The 20,415-nt window shown below is 66.2% G+C and carries 16 protein-coding genes and 1 pseudogene; 8 read left to right on the top strand and 9 right to left on the bottom strand.

Translation table 11 applies throughout. The annotated features are described in order from the left end of the window. Window positions 1-3 precede the first annotated feature (3 nt). Both HRJ34_RS25950 and HRJ34_RS25945 read right to left on the bottom strand, forming a co-directional pair. Window positions 4-1,083 carry an LLM class flavin-dependent oxidoreductase gene (locus tag HRJ34_RS25950; protein WP_208632874.1) on the bottom strand — a complete coding sequence of 360 codons (1,080 nt, stop codon included), beginning with the start codon at window positions 1,081-1,083 and terminating at the stop codon, window positions 4-6. A gap of 228 nt (window positions 1,084-1,311) precedes the next feature. Then, complete coding sequence (locus HRJ34_RS25945) at window positions 1,312-3,543, bottom strand: TonB-dependent receptor (protein ID WP_208632873.1); 2,232 nt, start codon at window positions 3,541-3,543, stop codon at window positions 1,312-1,314. Window positions 3,544-4,143: 600 nt separating this feature from the next. Between HRJ34_RS25945 and HRJ34_RS25940 the strand changes: the two genes are divergently transcribed. Further along, complete coding sequence (locus HRJ34_RS25940) at window positions 4,144-5,271, top strand: SMP-30/gluconolactonase/LRE family protein (protein WP_208632872.1); 1,128 nt, start codon at window positions 4,144-4,146, stop codon at window positions 5,269-5,271. 18 nt (window positions 5,272-5,289) lie between these two features. Here HRJ34_RS25940 and HRJ34_RS25935 read toward each other — a convergent pair whose 3' ends face one another. After that, window positions 5,290-6,888, bottom strand: a complete 1,599-nt coding sequence (locus HRJ34_RS25935; protein ID WP_208632871.1) for an ATP-dependent acyl-CoA ligase — start codon at window positions 6,886-6,888, stop codon at window positions 5,290-5,292. A 303-nt stretch (window positions 6,889-7,191) separates the two neighbouring features. On the opposite strand from HRJ34_RS25935, the pseudogene HRJ34_RS25930 reads away from it, so the two are divergent. Both HRJ34_RS25930 and HRJ34_RS25925 read left to right on the top strand, forming a co-directional pair. Beyond that, window positions 7,192-7,602: pseudogene (locus tag HRJ34_RS25930) on the top strand (transposase); the annotation flags it as partial. A gap of 124 nt (window positions 7,603-7,726) precedes the next feature. After that, complete coding sequence (locus HRJ34_RS25925) at window positions 7,727-7,966, top strand: hypothetical protein (protein WP_208632870.1); 240 nt, start codon at window positions 7,727-7,729, stop codon at window positions 7,964-7,966. Between the two features lie 92 nt (window positions 7,967-8,058). Here the strand turns inward: HRJ34_RS25925 and HRJ34_RS25920 are convergent, their stop codons facing one another. Next, a complete protein-coding gene (locus HRJ34_RS25920; protein ID WP_208632869.1) occupies window positions 8,059-9,498 on the bottom strand; it encodes an amidase in 1,440 nt (479 codons plus the stop codon). A 152-nt stretch (window positions 9,499-9,650) separates the two neighbouring features. Between HRJ34_RS25920 and HRJ34_RS25915 the strand changes: the two genes are divergently transcribed. The 3 genes from HRJ34_RS25915 (at window position 9,651) to HRJ34_RS25905 (ending at window position 12,864) form a co-directional block, all read left to right on the top strand. Beyond that, window positions 9,651-10,385 carry a TetR/AcrR family transcriptional regulator gene (locus HRJ34_RS25915; RefSeq protein WP_012050346.1) on the top strand — a complete coding sequence of 245 codons (735 nt, stop codon included), beginning with the start codon at window positions 9,651-9,653 and terminating at the stop codon, window positions 10,383-10,385. A gap of 176 nt (window positions 10,386-10,561) precedes the next feature. After that, window positions 10,562-11,866, top strand: a complete 1,305-nt coding sequence (gene gabT / locus HRJ34_RS25910; protein WP_012050345.1) for a 4-aminobutyrate--2-oxoglutarate transaminase — start codon at window positions 10,562-10,564, stop codon at window positions 11,864-11,866. A gap of 41 nt (window positions 11,867-11,907) precedes the next feature. Then, the gene (locus HRJ34_RS25905; protein ID WP_029992379.1) at window positions 11,908-12,864 is read left to right on the top strand and encodes a LysR substrate-binding domain-containing protein; all 957 of its coding nucleotides are present in this window, start codon (window positions 11,908-11,910) and stop codon (window positions 12,862-12,864) included. On the opposite strand, the gene HRJ34_RS25900 is transcribed toward HRJ34_RS25905, so the two are convergent. The 4 genes from HRJ34_RS25900 to HRJ34_RS25885 are packed head-to-tail and all read right to left on the bottom strand — an operon-like array spanning window position 12,865 to window position 15,678. After that, window positions 12,865-13,497: a 3-oxoacid CoA-transferase subunit B gene (locus HRJ34_RS25900; RefSeq protein WP_208634427.1), complete on the bottom strand. Its 633-nt coding sequence runs from the start codon at window positions 13,495-13,497 to the stop codon at window positions 12,865-12,867. Further along, window positions 13,497-14,204 carry a CoA transferase subunit A gene (locus HRJ34_RS25895; RefSeq protein ID WP_208632868.1) on the bottom strand — a complete coding sequence of 236 codons (708 nt, stop codon included), beginning with the start codon at window positions 14,202-14,204 and terminating at the stop codon, window positions 13,497-13,499. Before HRJ34_RS25895 ends, HRJ34_RS25900 begins: the two co-directional genes overlap by 1 nt. Before the next feature lie 2 nt (window positions 14,205-14,206). Beyond that, window positions 14,207-14,890 (bottom strand): glutathione S-transferase family protein, encoded by a 684-nt coding sequence (locus tag HRJ34_RS25890; protein ID WP_208632867.1) that lies wholly within the window; start codon window positions 14,888-14,890, stop codon window positions 14,207-14,209. Window positions 14,891-14,892: 2 nt separating this feature from the next. After that, window positions 14,893-15,678 (bottom strand): glutathione S-transferase family protein, encoded by a 786-nt coding sequence (locus HRJ34_RS25885; RefSeq protein WP_012050340.1) that lies wholly within the window; start codon window positions 15,676-15,678, stop codon window positions 14,893-14,895. Window positions 15,679-15,896: 218 nt separating this feature from the next. Here HRJ34_RS25885 and HRJ34_RS25880 point away from each other — a divergent pair, with 218 nt between their 5' ends. Further along, complete coding sequence (locus HRJ34_RS25880) at window positions 15,897-17,255, top strand: FAD-binding oxidoreductase (protein ID WP_208632866.1); 1,359 nt, start codon at window positions 15,897-15,899, stop codon at window positions 17,253-17,255. A 106-nt stretch (window positions 17,256-17,361) separates the two neighbouring features. Next, a complete protein-coding gene (locus tag HRJ34_RS25875; protein ID WP_226948959.1) occupies window positions 17,362-19,413 on the top strand; it encodes an outer membrane protein assembly factor BamB family protein in 2,052 nt (683 codons plus the stop codon). Between the two features lie 81 nt (window positions 19,414-19,494). Here HRJ34_RS25875 and HRJ34_RS25870 read toward each other — a convergent pair whose 3' ends face one another. Beyond that, the gene (locus HRJ34_RS25870; RefSeq protein ID WP_029992373.1) at window positions 19,495-20,391 is read right to left on the bottom strand and encodes an SDR family oxidoreductase; all 897 of its coding nucleotides are present in this window, start codon (window positions 20,389-20,391) and stop codon (window positions 19,495-19,497) included. Window positions 20,392-20,415: the final 24 nt, after the last annotated feature.

The raw sequence follows: 20,415 nt of genomic DNA, 5'->3' as shown, positions 1-20,415 counted from the left end.
GGATCAGGGCCGCAGACCGGCCCGCTCCAGGAGCGGCAGAACCCGGTCGCAGAAATGGGGAAGCTCATAGGCATAGTTGACGAAGGACAGCGCGATGCCCCGGCAGCCGGTGGCGGCGATAGCAATGAGTTGGTCGGCGATCTGTGCCGGCGTGCCGACCAGCGGGGCGGTGCCTGCCCCGCCCGCGAAACGCTGGCGGTAGCGCTGATATTCGTCGGCGCTCGTATGGCGCGCCTTGTCCCGCATATGGTTGTCGACCGCGATCTCGTCGATCTGCTCGACGGTGACGCGCCGATAATAGTCCTCGGCTTCGGCGGCACTGCCCCGGCAGACGACATGGGCGGTGGTGAACAACCCGACCGATCGACCTGCCGCAGCAACAGTCTCGGCCTCCCGCACCTGCCGGGCAAGGTCTGCCGCGTCGATATAGACCGTGAAGAGCCGGTCGCAGCGCGACAGCGCGAATTGACGCCCGCGCGCGCTGAAGGCGGCATTGATCACCGGCGGGCGTGGCGCCTGCACGCTTGCGGGACGCGAAACGGCGCCGTTCAGCGTGTAGAAGCGGCCATGGTGATCGATCGGCCCGGAGGCCGTGTAGAGCCGCTCGATGACGTCGAGCCACTCCTCCGCCATGGCATAGCCATCGGCGTCGAGCGCGATACCGAACATCGCGAATTCCTCGGGGTTCCAACCGCACACAATGTTCAGCCCGGCCCGGCCATGCGCGACATGATCGACCGTCGCGAGTGCCTTGGCGACGTAGAGCGGATGGAGCACCGGTACGTGAACGGTCATCAGCACCCCGATGCGCTTGGTCACAGCGGCCAGCGCGGCCGCCCATGTGAAGGTTTCGAATGACCATTCGCGGGCCCGGATCTCACCCCCGAAACCGCGCCAGCGCGCAATGGGAAGCAGGAAGTCGAGACCGGCCCGGTCGGCGATCCGGGCCGCTGTCAGGCAATCGTCCCAACGCGCCTGCCAGCGCTCGGGCACGGTCGCGAGCGACAGGCCGCCATCGGCATTGCTGGCGAAGGTCCCGATCTTGAACCCCGTGCCGTCGATCAACGGGTTGGGCTTGATCATGCTGGCTCCCTTCGATCGGCACGGGGCACGGTTCGGCGATCCGCCGCGTGCAGCGGATCGCCGTTCCCATTCGGTGGCGGGGATGAAACGATGCGCGGCTTCACCCGCCTCGTTCGGGCGTTCGACTAGAGCGATTTCTAGGCAGATGGAAACATCTGCCGGCTCGGAAATCGCGGTAAAACAACAACCTAGATCGGCCGATCCGATGCAATCGGATCATGAACCGCTCTAGAAGCGATAACGCGCCGTAAAACCATATTCGCGCGGCGCGCCGACGGTGTTGCCCGCAAAGCCGACCGTCCCGACCGCCGCGACACTCTGGTCATACTTGCGGTCAAACAGGTTTTTGATCCACAGCGACAGCGACAGATTTTCGTTCGGCGCCCATTCTTCGGTCAGGTTGACGACGTAGAAATGCGGTTCCTTGTAGAGGTTGCCAGGCTCGACATAATAGCCGTCATTATAGACCAGGTTCGCATTGGTCGTGAACATACCCACCGAAGTCTCCAGCATGTGGTTCACATAGGCGGTGCTGGTGAACTTCGGCGCGAAGGACAGGTAATTGCCCTTCGCATTGGGGATCGGCGTCGGCACCAGCGGACCGACTCCGAAGCCTTGCGGATAGGTATAGCCGGGCGCGTTGGCGAAATCGGTGAACTTGGCGTCGAGCACCTCGCCCACGAAACCGATCGAGAGCGACTTCACCGGCTGGTAGATGAACTCGAAGTCGATGCCCTTGATCCGCGCGGCACCGGCGTTGAGCGTGCGGAGCTGGCCGTTCACATAGGTCTGCTGCTGTAGATTGGCGTAGTCATACCAGAAGGCCGCGAGATTGGCGCGGAAGTGGCGGTCGAACAGGTCGCTCTTCAGACCCACTTCATAGGCATCGATCTTTTCCGGATCGAGCGGGGGGTTCGCCGCCGCCGTGAAGCCACTGGCGTTGTTCGCGTTGAATGTGCCGGCCTGAAAGCCACGGTTGTAGGAAGCATAAACCTTGACCGTCTCGGTCACGTCGTGATCAAGCGCGATGCGCCACGTCGGTTTGCCATATTTGGCGGTCTGGCTACCCACCGTGAAGGGCAGGACACGTGGCGGATTGGTGCTCGGACCAGAGACCTGGCCAAAGCCGTTGATCTTCTTGGTGTCATGCGTGTAGCGCGCGCCGAGCGTCAGATGGGTATCGGGCAGAACAGTGGCGGTCGCTTGGGCAAAGCCTGCGAAGGAGGTCGCAGTCGGCTGCGAATAGACCTGATAGGCATCGCCCAGCGGAACGCCGAACGGCAGCGCGAAAGTCGGGAAAGGCGCGCCGAACTGGAACGGGGCGGTGTCGCCGCTCTGCCGAAGGAAGAAGCCGCCGACCGTCCACACCAGCTTTGAATCGCTGGGCGATGAAAGCTGCAGTTCCTGGGTGATCACACGATCGCTGGAGATGACGATGACCGGCAGAAAGCGGTCGGGGCCACCGTCGAAATCGACATTGGTCGTGTTCTTGTTCCAGCGCACCGCGGATATGCTGAGGAAATTCGCCCAGCCGAAATCCGAGTCGAGGCGGACGAAACCGCCATAGTCCTTCACCGTGTGGAAGGCGCTGCTGTCCTGGTTGGTGTCATAGAAGCCGGGAATGATCTGTTGGGTGTTGGTTACTTGATTCCACAGCTGAACGCCCTTCGCGGGGCGGATGGTACCGCCGGCATCACCCCGCACGCGGGAGAAGTCAGCGCCGATGCGGATCTGGGTCGCGTCCGACAGATTGAACAACAGCTTGCCGCGCACCGCGTAGATGCTGCGCTTGTGGGCATCCTTGCCGGTTGCCTGACTCTTGCCATAGCCGTCCATCTGGTCGTCTGTGATAGCCGCAATCGACGCGGCGAGCTTGTCGGTGATCGGCCCGGTCAGATAGACGCTGCCCACCGCATGTTGGTAATTGCCGTAGCTGGCACTGAACTCACCGCCGAGGTCGAACTTCGGGTCCTTGGTGCGGAACTGGATGACGCCACCAGTCGCGTTACGGCCGAACAACGTGCCTTGGGGCCCCTTGTCGACTTCAAGGCTCTCGATGTCGCCGAAACCCTGCAGCGCGCTGCTCGGGAAAGGCATGTAGACGCCATCGACGAAAGTCGCCACCTCGGCGGTGGTACCGGTGCTCACCTGCTGCGAACCGACCCCGCGCAGATAGTAGAGCTGGTTGGCGGCCGACGAACTGATCTGGAAACCCGGCACCGCGAGCGGCAGGTCATTGGTGTTGCTGATCCCCATCTGCCGGAGTTGGGTACTGCTGAGCGCCTGGATCGATATCGGTACCTTCTGGGCCGATTCCTCGCGTTTCTGCGCGGTCACGACGATCTCGGCGATACCGCCCTCATTGTCGGCTGCCGCCTGCGCCCAAACCGCCGTCGGCGCCGCCAGCGCCAGCGCGACGGCCGTCATCACCCAGCCGTTGCTTCCGAAAGATCCGCTCATGTCGTGCCCCCTTCCCTATCTCTCCGCGTGCGGCTTCATCCGACCATGGTCCGTCCCGATCTCTTCTGGGGTTCCGGTCCACCGCCATTGAAACTGTATTCTGTTTGATCCATCGGCAGGCGGCGACAACATCATGGCCGCAAACAATGATCGATGACTGCAACCATCACCGGCCCGAGGCGGACGGGAAGACCGGGTAAAGATCGAGCAACAGGAGTAACACCGGCGCCACCACGAACAGCCCGGCGCAGGCATAGAGCGCCGGTCGCGAGGATCAGGCAGCCGAGTGCGGCCAACGGCAGGACGATGCAGGCGGCGAGCGGCGCCCAGAAACGATCAATGCGCGCCAGCCGCCGCGCCGGAATTCCCACGGAACCGATCCAGCCTGGCGTTCATGCAAGTGGCCTCCACCCACCACGGGCGCCATCCGAGGGTGGATGGCGATGCCTCCAGTTTCTAGCGCCCCGGCGCAACGACTGGTCCTCCCGCGCACTCATGCGGTTTCGCTATCCCGCCAGGTCGTTGCGGCGAGGGGATAGGCTTATCGCGCGCGATAGACTTATTTGGGCATTCGCCATCCATCCGAATGGGAGCAGAGCCATGCCCAGCCGCTTTCGCGCCGCGACCTGCCTGTTGGCGATCACCGTCCCGATCATAGCCGCTTCCGCGCCGATCCATGTGCCTGTTGCACCGGCGCTCGAGACGGTCAAAGCCTTCGAGGATTTCAAGCTGATCGGCATCGCCGTATCGCGTGACGGTCGCATATTCGCGAGCGCCCCTGCCGCCACCGTCGGCGACAGAGTGATCGAGGTCGATGCCCGGACGAGCGCCGTCCAGTCATATCCCGACGAAACATGGCGCAAGCCTGATGCCGATGGCCGCGATCCCTGGTTCGCGCCACAGGCGCTCTGGATCGACGACGCCGACGACCTTTGGGTGCTGGACTCCGGACGACCGACCCTGCCCACCTCGGCGCCGACAGGCGCCCCCAAGCTGGTCCGCTTCGATCTTGGCTCGAACAAGGCCGTCCGCACCTATCGCTTCGACGGGGTCGTCGCTCCCGACGATTCCCTGAACGACGTCCGCATCGATCATCGGCGGGGCAAAGCCTATCTCGCCAATGTCGGCCGCCAGGGCAGCCTTGTCATACTCGATCTTGCCAGCGGGACATCGCGGCAGGTGCTGGTCGGCGACCGATCGACCCAGGCGGATACCAGCGAGCCTTTCCTGCTGGGAAATGAGCCGGCCATTCCCAAGGGCGGCCAACCAATGGTCGTACATGCCGACGGGCTGACGCTCTCGCCCGACGCCGAGTGGCTCTACTATCGTACCCTCACCGATCATAATTACTGGCGTATTCGGACAGCCGATCTGGCGAACGATCGCCTGTCTGATCACCAATTGGCGGAACGCACCGAATTTCTCGGCCGAGGGCCGGTAACCGGCGGGATAATCATGGATGCGGCCGGCACCTTATATGGCGGCGATCTCGAACATGGGTCCATCGTCGCGCTCACGGTCGACCCCGTCTCGGGCAGACTCCGCTCGCGAATATTCATCGAGGCGCCAGGCAAGCTGGTCTGGCCGGACGGCTTCGCCATCGCTGGCGGCTATCTCTATGTCGCCGATGCCCGCCTTTCCGAAACAGTCTTCGAGAACAGCCTGCCCAGGCGCGGCGTCCCCACGATCTTCCGGATCAAGCTTCCGACCGGATCCAAGACCCGCTGACAGAAGCCCGGACAATGATCAGCGTCGAGCGACGACGATACCGGCCTTGTCCCTGTCCCAGCTATTCGGTCCGACGCCGCGCTCGCGCAGCTTGAACTTCTGGACCTTGCCATTGTCGGTGCGCGGCAGATCCTCGACGAAATCGATGAAGCGGGGAATCGAGAAATAGGGCATGCGGCCATCGCAGAAGGCGATGATCTCCTCGGGCGTCACCGCTACACCGTCGGCGAGCTTGAGGGCCACCATCACCTCGTCCTCGGCAAGCTCGGAAGAGACCGGAAAGGCCGCCGCCATTGCGATCGCCGGGTGCATCAGCAGCACCTGCTCGATCTCGTAGGACGAGATATTCTCCCCGCGTCGGCGGATCGTGTCCTTGAGGCGGTCCACGAAATAGAAATAGCCGTCGGGGTCGCGAATCACGCGGTCGCCGGTATGGAGCCAGAGGTTACGCCACGCCTCTATCGTTTTGTCGGGCATGGCGTGATAGCCGATGGCCATCGCAAAGGGCTCCCTTGCCCGCAGCAGCAATTCGCCCGGCAGGCCATCCGCAACCGGCTGATCGTCCGCGTCCGCAACCCGAGCTTCGAAGCCGTCGAGCAGGACACCCATCGTACCTGGCCGCATGTCGTCGCGCGGGGATATGATGGCGACATTGCTCTCGGTGCTCGCATAGCCGTCGCTCAACCGGATGCCGGTGCGACGATGGAATTCGGCATGGAGAGCTGCGGGCACGCCGGGACCGGAGGCGATACGAACGCGGTGATCCTGCTCCTCCCCACTCTCGGGGCGTGACAACAACATGGGCACCATCGCGCCTAGCAGCGACACGATCGTGGCATCCGCCTCGCGGACCCCGGCCCAGTAGCGCGACACCGAGAATTGGGGCTCGATCACCAGACGGGCGTCATAGACCAGCGCCTGGACGAAGCTGCTAAGCGCATTGATGTGGAAAAGCGGCAGGGTGGTGTGCAGGACATCATCAGCGTGGGTGCCGAGCGCAATGCCGCAATTGATCCCATACCAGAAGAATTGCTCGTGCGGACAGATTACGCCCTTGGACGGCCCCGTAGTTCCCGACGTGTAGAGGATCGCAAGCGGATCGCCGGCCCCCACCGAGGCTGGCGGCAGAGCATGACTACCGGGGCTCAGGGGCTCGATCTCGAGAGCCGTTCTCCCGACCTCGCCTTCGCCTATGAGCAGCAAATGCGACAGGCCGAGGCCATCGATCGCAAGGCCGTCCAAGGCGGGCAGCAGACTAGGTTCGATGGCGAGAAGCCGGGGTTCCGAATTGCGCAGAATATGTTCGATCTGGGGTCCGCGCGAGGCGGCATTGATGGGCACGGCGATCGCACCGAGCCAGGCGCAACCGAGGAACAGCTGAAGGAATTCGACGCGGTTACCGCACAGGATCGCCACTCTGTCCCCCCGCCTCACCCCCTCTTCAGCCAGCCGCCCGGCAAAGCGAGCTGCGGCATCCCGACAATCCTGCGCGGTCCAGGCAGTTCCGCCACAGCTCAACACCGCCTTGGCGGTGCGTTCTGCGCATCGTTCGATAAGAGCAGGCAGGGACCGCCGGCCCGCTGGAAAATATACTATCGGATTACGGTGCTGGCTCATATCACGCCTCCATTTCGCGGAGATCCGGGCGCAGCAGCCGACCGCGATACCGCGCCGTAAGCCGCCGTCCACCTCGGCGAAGAGCCTCGATATGCGGCAAAGCGCATCGTGAAGGCCTTGATCTTCAACGGGCACGAGGGCCTGCTTAGCTCCTCGCGTCTCCGCGCGATAATTCATCGCTGCAATTCTCGTGCGCTGAGCGAAGTGCAGTCCGCTCCGCAAACCTCATACATGCAATGATTTTTACGTATTTTACAAACCCATCGGAACGAAGTAGAAACAGCGGCAAGGAGCTAAGCCGTCATGCCTGTTCTATCTCAGCTCCTTTTCCACGATGAGGCCGCTGCTTTCGAATATCTCGAAAGCGTGATCTGGGCTGACGATATCGTGTGCCCGCACTGCGGCGTTGTCGGCGGCCGCGTCTACAAGCTGGAGGGCGTCCGCTCGAAGCCCAGCAAGAAGAACCCCGAGGGCATTGTTCGCCACGGCCTCAAGAAGTGCGGCGAGTGCCGTAAGCAGTTCACCGCCAAGGTCGGCACCGTGTTCGAGGACGCCAAACTCCCCCTCCACAAGATGCTCCAGGCCGTGCACCTCATGATGTCGAGCAAAAAGGGCATCAGCGCTCACCAGCTCAGCCGCATTCTTGAGGTTCAGTATAATTCGGCGTGGTTCCTCACTCGTCGCATCCGCGAGGCCCTGCGCTCCGTTGAGTTAAATGTCCGGTGCACGCCAATTGCTCGATCGGTTAGACCAGCTCATTGCCCGCTATGATGGGTGAAGAGTTCAATGAGCGGATGAAGAAGCTGGTCGAGAAGAAGCTGGCGCAGGACAAGCCGGCGTGATCTCGCTCGTTCTTGCCATGGCAGCGGCGGCGATGCCGCCCGCCCCTCGGTTAACAGAAGAAGACGTTCGCGCAATTCGTGCCACGTGCCAGCTTCCGGAGACCTGGCTCCGGTACCGGGCGGGCGAGGTTCACATGACGCCGCCTAAGGATGCCTCCGACGAGAAACTGGGCTGCATGCTTCGGGAGGCCATCAAGAACTTCCCGAAAGTGGGTTTCGTGGGCAACGAACTCTAGCAGGCTTCAAATAGGTAATCGCCCCACAATATCGAACGCCCCCAGCAGATCGGTAAACTTTCGTTACTGATCTCCGTGTCTGACATCGCCGTTTACGGTAACACGGACAAATCCGGGGTGCGTTCGAACCAGGGACGAGCTTCCTCGAGTTGGACCGCCAGTGCGAAGATCGTCTCCTCGTCGCCGAAGCGGGCAGCGAATTGGGATCCGATCGGAATGCCCTGCTCGGTCCAGTAGAGCGGGATCGAGGCGGCTGGCTGACCCGTCACATTGTGGATCTGGGTGAAGGCCACCGATGCGGCCAGCGCGGCATCGAGCTGAGCCTGATCGGGGTTGGACGGATCGAGCACGCCGATCCGCGGCGCGACCTGCGCGGTCGTCGGCGACAGCACCAGGTCGAACATGTCGGACTGGGCGCGGAACGAGCGCGATACCTCGGTCATGCTCTCCAGCCCGGCGATGAAGTCGCCGGCGCCCGCCCGCCGCGCGTCGTCGACCAGCCGCGCGACATAGGTTTCGAGCTCCTCCATCCGCACCGGCCGGCCGGTCGCACGGGCATGCTGGTCGAGACTGTGCATGACCAGCATGGGCCAGACGATGAAATAGATTTCGCGCAGCCGGCCATGGTCGAAGCGCAGGTCGGCCTCGATCACCTCATGACCCAGCTCCTCGCACAGCCTGGCAGTCTCCTCGATCGCGCGGATGCAGTCGGCCTCGACCGGCGTGTCGTCGAAAGCGCGGCGCTGCAGCGCGATGCGCAACCGCTTTGGCCGGCTCTGCGTCGCGGCGAGGAAGCCCTGGCGCGGCGGCGGGGCGGCATAAGGCGCGCCGATGTCGGGCCCATGCGTCACATCCAGCAGCAGCGCGCTGTCGCGCACCGAGCGGCTGAGCACATGGGTGGTCGAGAAACCGAGGAAGGCGCCATGGGCGGGACCCGCCGGCACCCGTGCGCGGGTCGGCTTGATCCCGAACAGGCCGGAGAAGGAGGCCGGGATGCGGATCGAGCCGCCGGCATCGCCGCCCTGTGCGGCGGGAACGATCCCCGCCGCGACCGCCGCCGCCGCCCCGCCCGAGGATCCTCCCGCCGTCCGTGACGGGTCCCAGGGATTCCGCGTCGCCCCGAACAAGCGGGATTCCGCGCTCGCCGCATAGCCGAACTCGGGCGTGGTGGTGCGGCCGAACAGGACCAGCCCCGCGGCCAGATAGCGCTTCACCACCTCGCTGTCGAAGCTCGACACCTGGTCGCGCATCACCAGGCTGCCGCTGCTCATCGGCCAGCCCTGCCGATGGGTGGTGATGTCCTTCAACAGGAAGGGAACGCCGGCGAGCGGCGCCGACAAGGGAGCCGCCGCCGCGTCGGCTCGGCCGGCATCGTACATCGGATGGCAGATCGCGTTGAGCACCGGGTTGACCGCATCGGCCCGGGCGATGGCGGTTTCGAGCAGCTCGGCCGGGGTCACCTGGCCCGATCGGACCAGATCCGCCATGGCGACGGCGTCGAGCCCGCGATATTCGGAAAAGGAAAGGGCCATGCGCGCTCTGCTCGTGAGGATCGACGGGAAGTCGACGCAGGACTATCGGCCCCGCCGATCGTGGGGCAGGTGCGGATTGGCCACTTTGAGCCTCGTCTGCATGCCTCGCGATTGCTAGTCTCGTCGGCCGGAACACCGTCGGGAGATTTGCATTGCCGCTGGATTCTTGGGCTGGAAGAGGGATCGTCTACGATCCGGCGGTCGCCGCCAGGCTGCTGAAGCGCAAGGACAGCGAGCGCGAGAAATCGCGCAACAAGAAGATCAGCGACATATTGGCGGTGGCGGTCAATATCTTCGCGCAGGAAGGCATCAGCGGCTTCTCGATCCGCCGGATCGCATCGGAGGCCGGCATCTCGCTCAGCACGCTCCAGCATTATTTCGGTACGCGCGACAATCTGCTGGTGCTGACGATCAATTCGCTGCTGGCGGGCTATATCGCCGATTACACCGACATCAGCCGCGACACCCGCCTCTCCCCGCGCGAGCGGATGGTGAAGGTGATCGACGATCTGCTGCAGGTGATCGGCAACCCGCTGGTCTGCGCCTTCTACGTCAATCTATGGCCGACCGCGACGAAAACCGACCCGGTCGCGGACATCGTTCGCGAAAGCTACACCCAATATTATGAGGCGTTGACCACGATCATCTCGGGCATGCGGCCCGAACTGTCGCTGGAGAAGGCGTCGACGCTGAGCTGCCTGATCGGCTCGCAGATCGACGGCCTGGTCGTCACCCGCCTGATCGCGCCGCACGGCCTGCCCGACTGGGACGTCATCGTCGACCGTTCGAAAGCGGCATGGCTGGCGATCATCGACAACTTCGATGCACAGGAGGTCGCGCCGGCCCCGACGCCGAAGCCTGCGCGCAGGGCCCGCGCCAAGGATTAGAGGCGCGCCGCTCCTCGAGCGCCTCCCCCGGGCGGAGGCGATCGATCGACCATCACGATATGGCCAGTTCCAACCTTGGGAAGCCGTCGCTTTCCACCGATGGGTCATGCGGTGATCGATCCGGGAGCAAGCCCGGGCGACACGCCTTTCTTTCCTCCATCAAAGATCGAAGGACCATGTCGAAGCCCTTGACCTCATCGAATGACGCCCTCTGGGGCCGGCGGTTGGCGGCGGTGCCGCAGGGCGTCGCCACCGCCGCACCGATCTTCGCCGCGCGAGCGGAGAATGCGGAAATCTGGGACGTCGAAGGGCGGCGTTACATCGATTTCGCGTCCGGCATCGCGGTGCTCAACGTCGGCCATCGCCATCCGCGGATCATCGCCGCGGTGGAGGAACAGCTCGGCCGCTTCACCCACACCGCCTTCCAGGTCGTCGGCTACGAGCCCTATGTCCGGCTGGCCGAGCGGCTGAATGCGTTGGCGCCGGTCGTCGGCCCCGCGAAGACGATCTTCTTCACCACCGGCGCCGAAGCGACCGAGAATGCGGTGAAGATCGCGCGCTATGCCAGCGGCCGCAGCGCGGTGATCGCCTTCGTCAACGGCTTCCACGGGCGCACCTTGCTCGCGTCGGCGATGACCGGGAAGGTCCTGCCCTACAAGAAGGGCTTCGGCCCCCTGCCCGGCGATATCTACCACATCCCCTTTCCCAGCGAGGCGCACGGTATCACGGTCGAGCATAGCCTCGCTGCGCTCGCCAACGTGCTCAGCTCGGATGTCGAGGCGGCCAATGTCGCCGCGATCATCCTCGAGCCCGTACAGGGCGAAGGCGGCTTCCATGTCGCGCCGTTCGAATTCCTGCGCGCGCTGCGCAGCCTGTGCGACGAGCATGGCATCGCCCTGATCGCCGACGAGGTGCAGACCGGCATCGGCCGCACCGGCAAGCTGTTCGCGGTCGAACATGCCGGGGTCCGGCCCGACCTGATCACCGTCGCCAAGTCGCTCGGCGGCGGCTTCCCGCTGTCGGCCGTGGTCGGCAATGCCGCGCTGATCGACCGGGTGCCGCCCGGCGGCCTGGGCGGCACCTATGCCGGCTCCCCGATCGCCTGCGCCGCCGGACTCGCCGTGCTCGACGTGATCGAGCAGGACCGGCTGTGCGACCGCGCCGAGCGGATGGGACGGCGGATAACCGAGCGGTTGAGCGCCGTCGCCGCCCGCCGCGAGCTGCCGATCGGCCTGCCGCGCGGCCTGGGCGCGATGATCGCCTTCGACATCCGCGCCGGGTTGGATGACCTTCGTCCCGACGGCGCCGCCGCGAAACGGGTCTGCGTCCGTGCGCTGGAGCTCGGCTTGATCCTGCTGACCTGCGGCCAGCATGGCGAGGCGATCCGCCTGCTGGCACCGCTGACCGCGTCCGATGCCGTGCTCGACGAAGGGCTCGACATCCTCGCGCAGGCGCTGGCCGACACGCTGGGCACCGCATGATGTGCCGGCGCGGCGCATTGGCAGGCTGACCGGAGCGGGGAATGGATCGCAGGAAATTCCTTCCGCCCTTCGCTCCCCTGCGGGCCTTCGAAGCGGTCGGGCGGCTGCGCGGCGTCCGCAAGGCCGCCGAGGCGCTGATGGTCGATCATGCGATCGTCAGCCGCCACGTCCGTGCGCTCGAAGCCTGGACCGGTATCACCTTGCTCGACCGATCGCGCGGCGCCGGCATGCTCACCGAGCAGGGCGCCGTCTATCATGCCCGCATCACCGCCGCCTTCGCCGAGATCGCCAACGCCACGGCGGACCTGATGCATGTGCCCGACACCCGGCTGCTGCGGCTATGGTGCGTGCCGGGCTTCGCGTCGCGCTGGCTGATGCCCCGGCTCGATCGCTTCCATAAGCGCCATCCCGGCATCGAACTGGAGGTCCGGCCGAGCGATCGGCCGCCCGACTTCGCCGCCGACGAGGCCGACGTCGACATCCGCTATGTCCGCGACGGATCGCCGGCCCGGCAGGAGCGCATCCGGCGGATCGAACTGGCGCGCCCCGCCGTCTACCCGGTGATCAACCCATCCTTCCCGCTGGGCGGAGGCAGGTTGTTCGGCCCGCTGGACCTGTTGCGAGCGCCGCTGCTCCACGAGGAGGGCGATGACGAATGGCGCGCCTGGCTGGCCGCGCAAGGCGTCACGGTGCCAAGCCAGTTGCCGGGCGTCCGGCTGTGGCACGCCCATGTCTGCATCGACGCCGCACGCCAGGGGCAGGGCGTCGCGCTGGGCAACGACTTCCTCGTCGCGGCGGAGCTCGACGCGGGCGCGCTCCGCCGGCTGGAGCCGGCCGAGGCCGCTTTCCGGCCGGCGATCCTCGGCAGCTATGCGCTGATGGCGCGCGAGGATCGCTGGTCATCCGATCCGGTCGCCAAATTCCGCCGCTGGCTGCGCGCGGCGATCCGCAACGACATGCCGCCCGCCCCGGACGAGGCTGGAGCGGACATCGACTGATCAGACGAATCGCGCGCCCGTCCGCGCGCGGACATCTTCCAGCCCGATGCCGGGCGCGGTTTCCAGCAAAGTGAAAGGCGATTGCCGGTCGGATCGCGCGAACACCGCTAGGTTGGTGATCAGCATGTCGACGACATTGGCCCCGGTCAGCGGCAAGCTGCAGCGATCGCGGAACTTCGGCGCGCCGTCCTTGGAGACGTGCTCCATCAGCACGATCACGCGGCGGACGCCGGCGACCAGGTCCATCGCCCCGCCCGGCCCCTTCACCAGCTTTCCGGGGATCGTCCAGTTGGCGAGGTCGCCATCCTCGGACACCTCCATCGCACCCAGCACCGACGCGTCGATATGGCCGCCGCGGACCATCGCGAAGCTCTCGGCCGACGAAACATAGCTCGTCCGGTCGAGCTCGGTGATCGTCTCCTTGCCGGCGTTGATCAGGTCGGCATCGGCCTCGCCCGCCAGCGGAAAGGGCCCCAGCCCCAATATGCCGTTCTCCGAATGCAGCGTGAGGTCGACGCCTGCGGGGATATGGTTGGCGACAAGCGTCGGGATGCCGATGCCCAGGTTGACATAGAAGCCGTCCTCCAGCTCGCGCGCGGCGCGCGCGGCCATCTGGTCGCGGGTCCAACCCATCATGCCGCCTCCTCCCGCACGGTCAGCCGTTCGATGCGCTTCTCGTTGCTCGTCGCCAGGATCAGGCGGTCGACATAGATGCCGGGCGTATGGACCCGGTCCGCCTCGATCTCGCCGGGGTCGACCAGTTCCTCGACCTCCGCGACGGTCACCCGGCCGCAGGTGGCCACCACCGGATTGAAGTTGCGCGCGGATTTGCGGAACAGCAGATTGCCGTGCGGATCGCCCTTCCACGCCTTGACCAGCGCGACATCGGCGCGAAGCCCGCTTTCGAGCAGATAGGCCGTATCGCCGAACACCCGCACCTCCTTGCCTTCCGCGATCAGCGTGCCGACGCCGGTGCGTGTATAGAAGCCGGGAATCCCAGCTCCCCCCGCGCGAATGCGCTCGGCCAGCGTCCCTTGCGGGCAGAACTCCACCTCGACCTCCCCGGCCAGATACTGCCGCTCGAACTCGCGGTTTCCGCCCATGAAGGAGCTGATCATCTTCGCGACCTGCCGCGTCTGCAGCAGCTTGCCCAAGCCGAAATCCTCGATCCCGGCATTGTTGGAGATGATGGTGAGCCGCTCGACCGCGCTGCGCCGCACCTCGTCGATCAGCGTCTCCGGTATGCCGCACAGGCCGAAGCCCCCGGCGGCGATGGTGATGCCGTCGCGGAGCAGCCCGTCGAGCGCGGCGCGCGCGTCCTCATATATCTTCCGTGCCATCGTTACGCCGTCGCCTCGTGCAGGGCGGCAGCAGACCACCAGCGCCCCTTCAACCGCTCGCGCTGCGCTTCGGGGATATGGGCGAAGCCCGCCTCCCGCCCGCGCGACACCGCCGGCCGCGCCGACATCGCCACGAACCAGCGCATGAGATTGGCGAAGCGCTCGACCAACCGCCCGTTGAACCACACCCATCCCCAGCAGGCGATGTCCGCGATCGAATAGTCGCCGGCGATCCAGTCCCGATCGGCCAGGCGCCGGTCGAGCACGCCATAGAGGCGCTCGGTCTCCCGCACGAAACGGCTGGCCCCCAGCGCCGCGCCGGGACCTTCGGCGCCCAGGAAATGATGCGCCTGCCCCGAACTGGGGCCGAGCCCGCCGACCTGCCAGAACAGCCAGGCCAGCACGTCCGACCGGGCGGCGCCCGACGCCGGCAGGAAGCGGCCCGTCTTCTCGGCGAGATGGACCAGAATCGCGCCCGATTCGAAGATCGCGACCGGGCCGCCAGCCCCGTCGTGATCGACGATGGCGGGCACCTTGCCATTGGGGCTGATCGCCAGGAAGGCGGGGTCGAACTGCTCGCCCTTGCCGATGTCGACCGGCAGGATGCGACAGGGCAGCCCGCATTCCTCGAGCATGATGCTGGCCTTCCACGTATTGGGGGAAGGCGTCGTGTAGAGATCGATCATCGTCAGAAATCGAGCGGCAGCGCCAGATGGCGTTCGAAGATCATCAGGCGATGTGCGAGCAGCTCGTCGGATATCGACGGGGCGATGACCGGACCGACGCCGCCATAGATCGGCCGGATCGTCTCCGGCATCGGGTTCAGTTCATGCGGCAACGGCGCGATCAGGTTGGAGAAGGCCGCCCAGTGCAGGTCGGCGACGCTCAGCCGATCGCCGACCAGATATTCCGATCCGGCCTGCTTCTGGCGGCGCAGTTGCCCGGTCAGCCCGTCGAGGATGTGGACGATGCGCGCCGGCGCGGCGGCCATCGCCTCCGGCGAGATGCGATACTCATTGGCCAGCTTCGCCTGCACCGGCGGTGCGATCTTGCCATAGGCGGCGCTGATATCCTCCTCGGGCGTCTCCGCCAGGATCTGGTAGCGCCGATTCCAGCCCAGCCCGCCCGGCGAGCTGATCTCGCTGGTGATGCCGAGCGCCAGCGCGCGGTCGCGATAATCGTCGGGCAGCAGCGACGGGCCCGATCCGATCCGCTCGGCAAGATGGAGGATATCGAGCCAGCCGGCGACGGGATGCTCGTCATTGTAGATGGCGATCGGCGCGTTGCGGATGCCGGTCCATTCGACCAGCTCCTCATTCGCCTGGAGCGGCACCTGCTCGACCGGAAGGAACGGCACGTTGCGGACGTGCAGCACGGCCTTCGCCGCCTCGCCCCAAGGCCCGGGCAGGCCGGCCGACAGGACGAGACGCAGCCCCTTCATCGCGCGCGCCTCGGCAACACTCAGATATTTCATTCCCATTCCCCTTCCGGCCCATTCCCCTTCCGGGCAGTGCGACCCATCGACGGAAGGAAGGCTGGCATGGCGCGGGATCGCCCCGACAGGTTAACAGCGACCAAAACCGAAACTCGGCGCACCCGCGCGAAATGGCCAGCCGTCACATTGCCGCCCCGTGGCCGGCCACTACCCGATGGTCCCAGGGCCGCGACGGCCGGGCAGCATGGGCAACGACGATGGACATTCCTTCCGGTTTCGAAGGCGAGCTGATCGCGGCGGGCATGCCCGGCTATGACGAGGCCCGGCGCGTGTTCGACCGGCGCGCGGACAAGCGGCCCGGCGCGATCCTGCGATGCCGATCGGCCGACGATGTCCGCGCCGCGCTGCGCTTCGCACGCGACCGACGGTTGCCGATCGCGGTGCGCAGCGGCGGGCACGGCTTCACCGGCCGCTCGACGCTCGACGACGGCGTGCTGATCGATCTCTCGGCCATGAACGGCGTCACCCTCGACGCGGATCGGCGGACGGTGCGGATCGAGCCCGGCGCGCGCACCGGCCGGGTGCTGCGCGCCACCGTTCCCGCCGGGCTGGCACCGGTGACCTGCGCGGGCAACGACATCGGCTTGGTCGGCGCCGCCCTGTTCGCCGGGCAGGGCTATCTGTCCCCCCGCCACGGCAATATGTGCGACAACGTCCTGTCGCTCGATCTGCTGCTCGCCGACGGACGGATGATCCGCGTGTCGCGCGACGAGCATCCCGACCTGTTCTGGGCGATGCGCGGCGCCGGCGACAATTTCGGCATCGTCGTCGCGGCCGAGATGCGGGTGCATGCGGTGCCGCCCCTCATCCACGCCTGCGCTATTGAATATGACGGGCGCGATGCCGCGGCGGCGATGCGCCTCTACCGCGATCATCGCTGGGCCTCGCCGCTCCCCTGGCTGCTGGGCAGCCTGTTCCTCGACGCGGCGGGAGGCGAACCGCGCCTGTCCTACCTGTTCGCGCTGACCGGCAGCGAGGAGGAGGCCCGCCGCGATCTCGATGCGCTCGACCGGATCGTGAAGCCGCGCGCGTCGAACGTCGATCGGATGGACTGGGTCGGCCTGCACGACTGCCTGGCCTTCCCTCCCGACATCCGCTTCCATATCGCCCAGCGCGAGCTGCACGCGCTCGACGAGACCTCGATCGCGCTGATGCTCGACGCATTGCCCCGCCTCGCCGCCGATCCCGGCCGGCCGGCCCCGATCGACGGCGAGCCCGCGGCGATGATCCTCTTCTATCCCACCGACGCGGCGATGGAGCACCCGGCCGATCCGCCCAATGCCTACAGCCTGCGCGGCGGCTATGACCTGGAGGCGGTCGCGCTGTGGCGGGATCCGGCGCGGGACGCGCACCATGCCGGCTGGGCAGAAGGCGTGATCGGCCGCTTCGTCGCCGCCGGCCTCGCCACGCGCGCCTCGGTGCTGGCGAACAGCTTCGTGGACGAGGCGCTGTCGCGCAATTGCTTCGCCGGTGACTATGCCCGGCTCACCGCGCTCAAGCGGACCTATGATCCAGACGGGCTGTTTGGCTCGACCGCGATCATCCGCTCCACCTGATCAGCCCGCCACGCGATATTGGCCTCCCCCCACCTCGCGCCGCCCGCCGCCGCCGCGTGACAATCGTCCGCAGAGGGAGAGCGCGATGAAGATTTCGAAACGAGCCATGACGATGACCGGCGTGGCGGCGGCCCTGATCGCCATGGGCTGCGCGGCGGTCGGCGGGTCAAGGCCGCCGGTGCAGTGGGAATATCGCGGCGGCAATGCCGAAGGGCAGCATTTCAGCCCGCTGGAGCAGATCGACGAGCAGAGCATCGGCCGGCTCGGCCTGGCCTGGTACGCCGACATCCCCTCCCCCGACGGCCCGGTCGGCACGCCGATCGTCGTCGACGGGGTCAGCTACGTCATCAGCACGCTCAACATCGTCTATGCCCACGACCTGCGCACCGGCAAGCTGCTGTGGGCGTTCGATCCCAAGGTCCGCTTCGGCAGCGCGCTGCTCGCTTCCTGGGGCAACCGGATCACGCGCGGCCTGGGCTATGGCAATGGCAAGATCGTGCTGACCACCGGCGATTGCCGGGTGATCGCGATCGACGCCAGGACCGCGGCCAAGCAGTGGGAGGCGCGCGCCTGCCCCGATCAAGGCGATTATACGATCACCTCCGCCCCGCGCGTCGGCGGCGGCAAGGTGTTCGTCGGGCCCAACAATGCCGATCTTGGCACCGCGCGCGGCTATGTCGTGGCGTTCGACCTGGAGACCGGCAAGCGGCTCTGGCGCTTCGACACCATCCCCGACGGCCCCGACCCGACCGACCCGACCATGAAGATGGCCGCGAAGACCTGGGACCCGGTGTTCCTGCGCACCGCCGCGGGCGGCAGCGTCTGGGAGGACATGACCTATGATCCGGTCACCAGGCTGCTCTACATCGGCGTCGGCGGCGCCACCCCGTGGAACCCGATGAACCGTGGCGCCAGACGCGGTGACGAGCTGTTCACCAACTCGATCGTCGCGGTGAAGGCCGACACCGGCGCATATGTCTGGCACTACCAGACCACGCCCGACGACGGCTGGAACCTCGAGCCGACCATGCCGATGGTGATCGCCGACATGGAGATCGGCGGCAGGAAGCGCCGGGTGGTGATGGAGGCGCCGAAGAACGGCTTCTTCTACGTCCTCGACGCCCTCGACGGAACGCTGGTCAACAAGCCGAACAACTTCGTGCCGGTGAACTGGGCGAAGGAGATCGACGGCAAAACCGGTCGGCCGGTGATGAACCCGGAGGCCGAATATTGGAAGAAGGATGGCGGCGCCGTCGTCTTCCCCGGTCCGCTCGGCGCCCACAACTTCAACCCGATGAGCTATGATCCGGGCACGGGGCTGGTCTACATCCCGACGCTCGACCTGCCGACCCAGATGGAGATCGACAAGACCGCCTCGGTCGGTTCGTCGGTCGGCGGCGCGACCTACACCCGTTACCTGAGCCACATGGACCAGGCCAAGTGGCCGCTCGTCGCCTGGGATCCGATCCGGCAGAAGGCGCGCTGGCAGACCGCCGGCACCATACCGCTGGGCAGCGGCGTGCTGTCGACCGCCGGCAACATCGTCTTCCAGGGTGGCGCCGACGGCGTGCTGCGCGCCTATCGCGCCTCGGACGGCGTGCAGCTCTGGTCGTTCAAGACGGGGTCGGCCATCGCCGCCGCTCCGGTGACGGTCGACATCGACGGGGTCCAGACGCTGATCGTCGTCGCCGGCCCGCCCGGCACCTCGGCCGCCGTCCGCGCCTTTCCGGGCCTCTATGGACGGGCGGACACCAACGGCCCGCCCCGGATCTTCGCGTTCCGCCTCGACGCCAGGGCAGCCGCGCCGGCGATGGCCACGGCCTCGGCCAGGCCCTTCGCCAAGCCGCCCTATCCGCGCCCCGACGCGGCGCTGGCGGCCAAGGGCAGGATGCTGTTCGAAACCCGCTCCTGCGACCTGTGCCATGGCGCCGGCGCCCATGCGGTGACGGGATCGGTGCCCGACCTGCGACGCGCCTCGATCGCGACCTATGACGGGTTCGAGGGCATCGTCCGCGGCGGCGCGCTGCAGGACAAGGGCATGCCGATGTTCTTCGACCTGGTAACCGAGGAGGAATCGGGCGCGCTGCGCGCCTTTGTCCTCGACGCCGCCTGGGACGCCTATCAGGCGCAGAAGGGCCAGCCGACCGCATCGCGCTGAACCGCGTCCGCCTTTCCCCCGAGCGGATACGAAAAGCCCGCCCGATCATTGATCGGGCGGGCTTCCTTATTGGCCGGCGCGTCAGGCGAAATAGTCGCGGTTCTCGGCGATATAAGCGCGCAGCGATTGCGGCGGGCGACCCATCAGCCGCTCGAAGGTGGGATCGGGATCGACATTGCCGCAATGCCGTCGCTCGCAGCTTATGTAGGAGATGAGCTGCTCCGAGTTGGCGCCCGCGGCGCGGCGCAGGCCATCCTCGGTGTCGCGCAGCTCGACCGTCTCGCCGACCTCGTCGCTCAACATCGCGACCACGTCGTCGAAGCCGATCTTCTCGGTGCCGGTCAGCACATATTCCTGGCCTGCATGGGTGGCCGGCCCGTCGCTCAGCACCTTGGCCGCGACCCTGGCGATATCGCTCTCGGAGATCCAGGTGCGCCGCGCGTCGAGCCGCGCCGGCAGCGGAAGGTAGCGCTTGTCCTGGATGTCGGACTCGGCGAACCACATCAGGTTGAAGCCGATCCAGGCGGAAACGTTGATCAGCGTCGTCGGCAGACCGCTGCGACGATGGAGCGGGATGGTGACGTTCTTGAGCGCGCTGCCGGTGCGCGTCGCGAACCATTCCTCGGTGATGTCGGCATCGGTGACGCCGGGATAGACGGCGATGTGGCGGACGATCAGGTCGATCGGCGCGCCCTTGGCCGCTTCCAGGATGTTGCTGGTCGCCACGACCTCGTCGGTGATGAAGTCGGGGGTGATGATCAGCACCCGATTCACCCCTTCCAGCGCGGCCGGCAGGCTCGCCTGGTCGTGCCAGTCGGCCTTGACGACCTCGGCCTCGGGATAGAGTGCCTTGAGTTGCTCGACGCCCTCGTCGCGCGTGCTCGACAGCCGCAACTGGTGCCGGCCTTCCTCGGCTAGGATGGAGGTGACGATCGACGCGATGTTGCCGGTCGCGCCCAATATCAGAATTCTGGCCATTGCCTGTCCTCTTGAGAATATCCG

The organism is Rhizorhabdus wittichii (assembly GCF_017607425.1).
Classification (GTDB): Bacteria; Pseudomonadota; Alphaproteobacteria; order Sphingomonadales; family Sphingomonadaceae; genus Rhizorhabdus; species Rhizorhabdus wittichii.
Note: the sequence above shows the minus strand (reverse complement) of the source record. Positions and strands in the feature narration are given on the sequence as shown.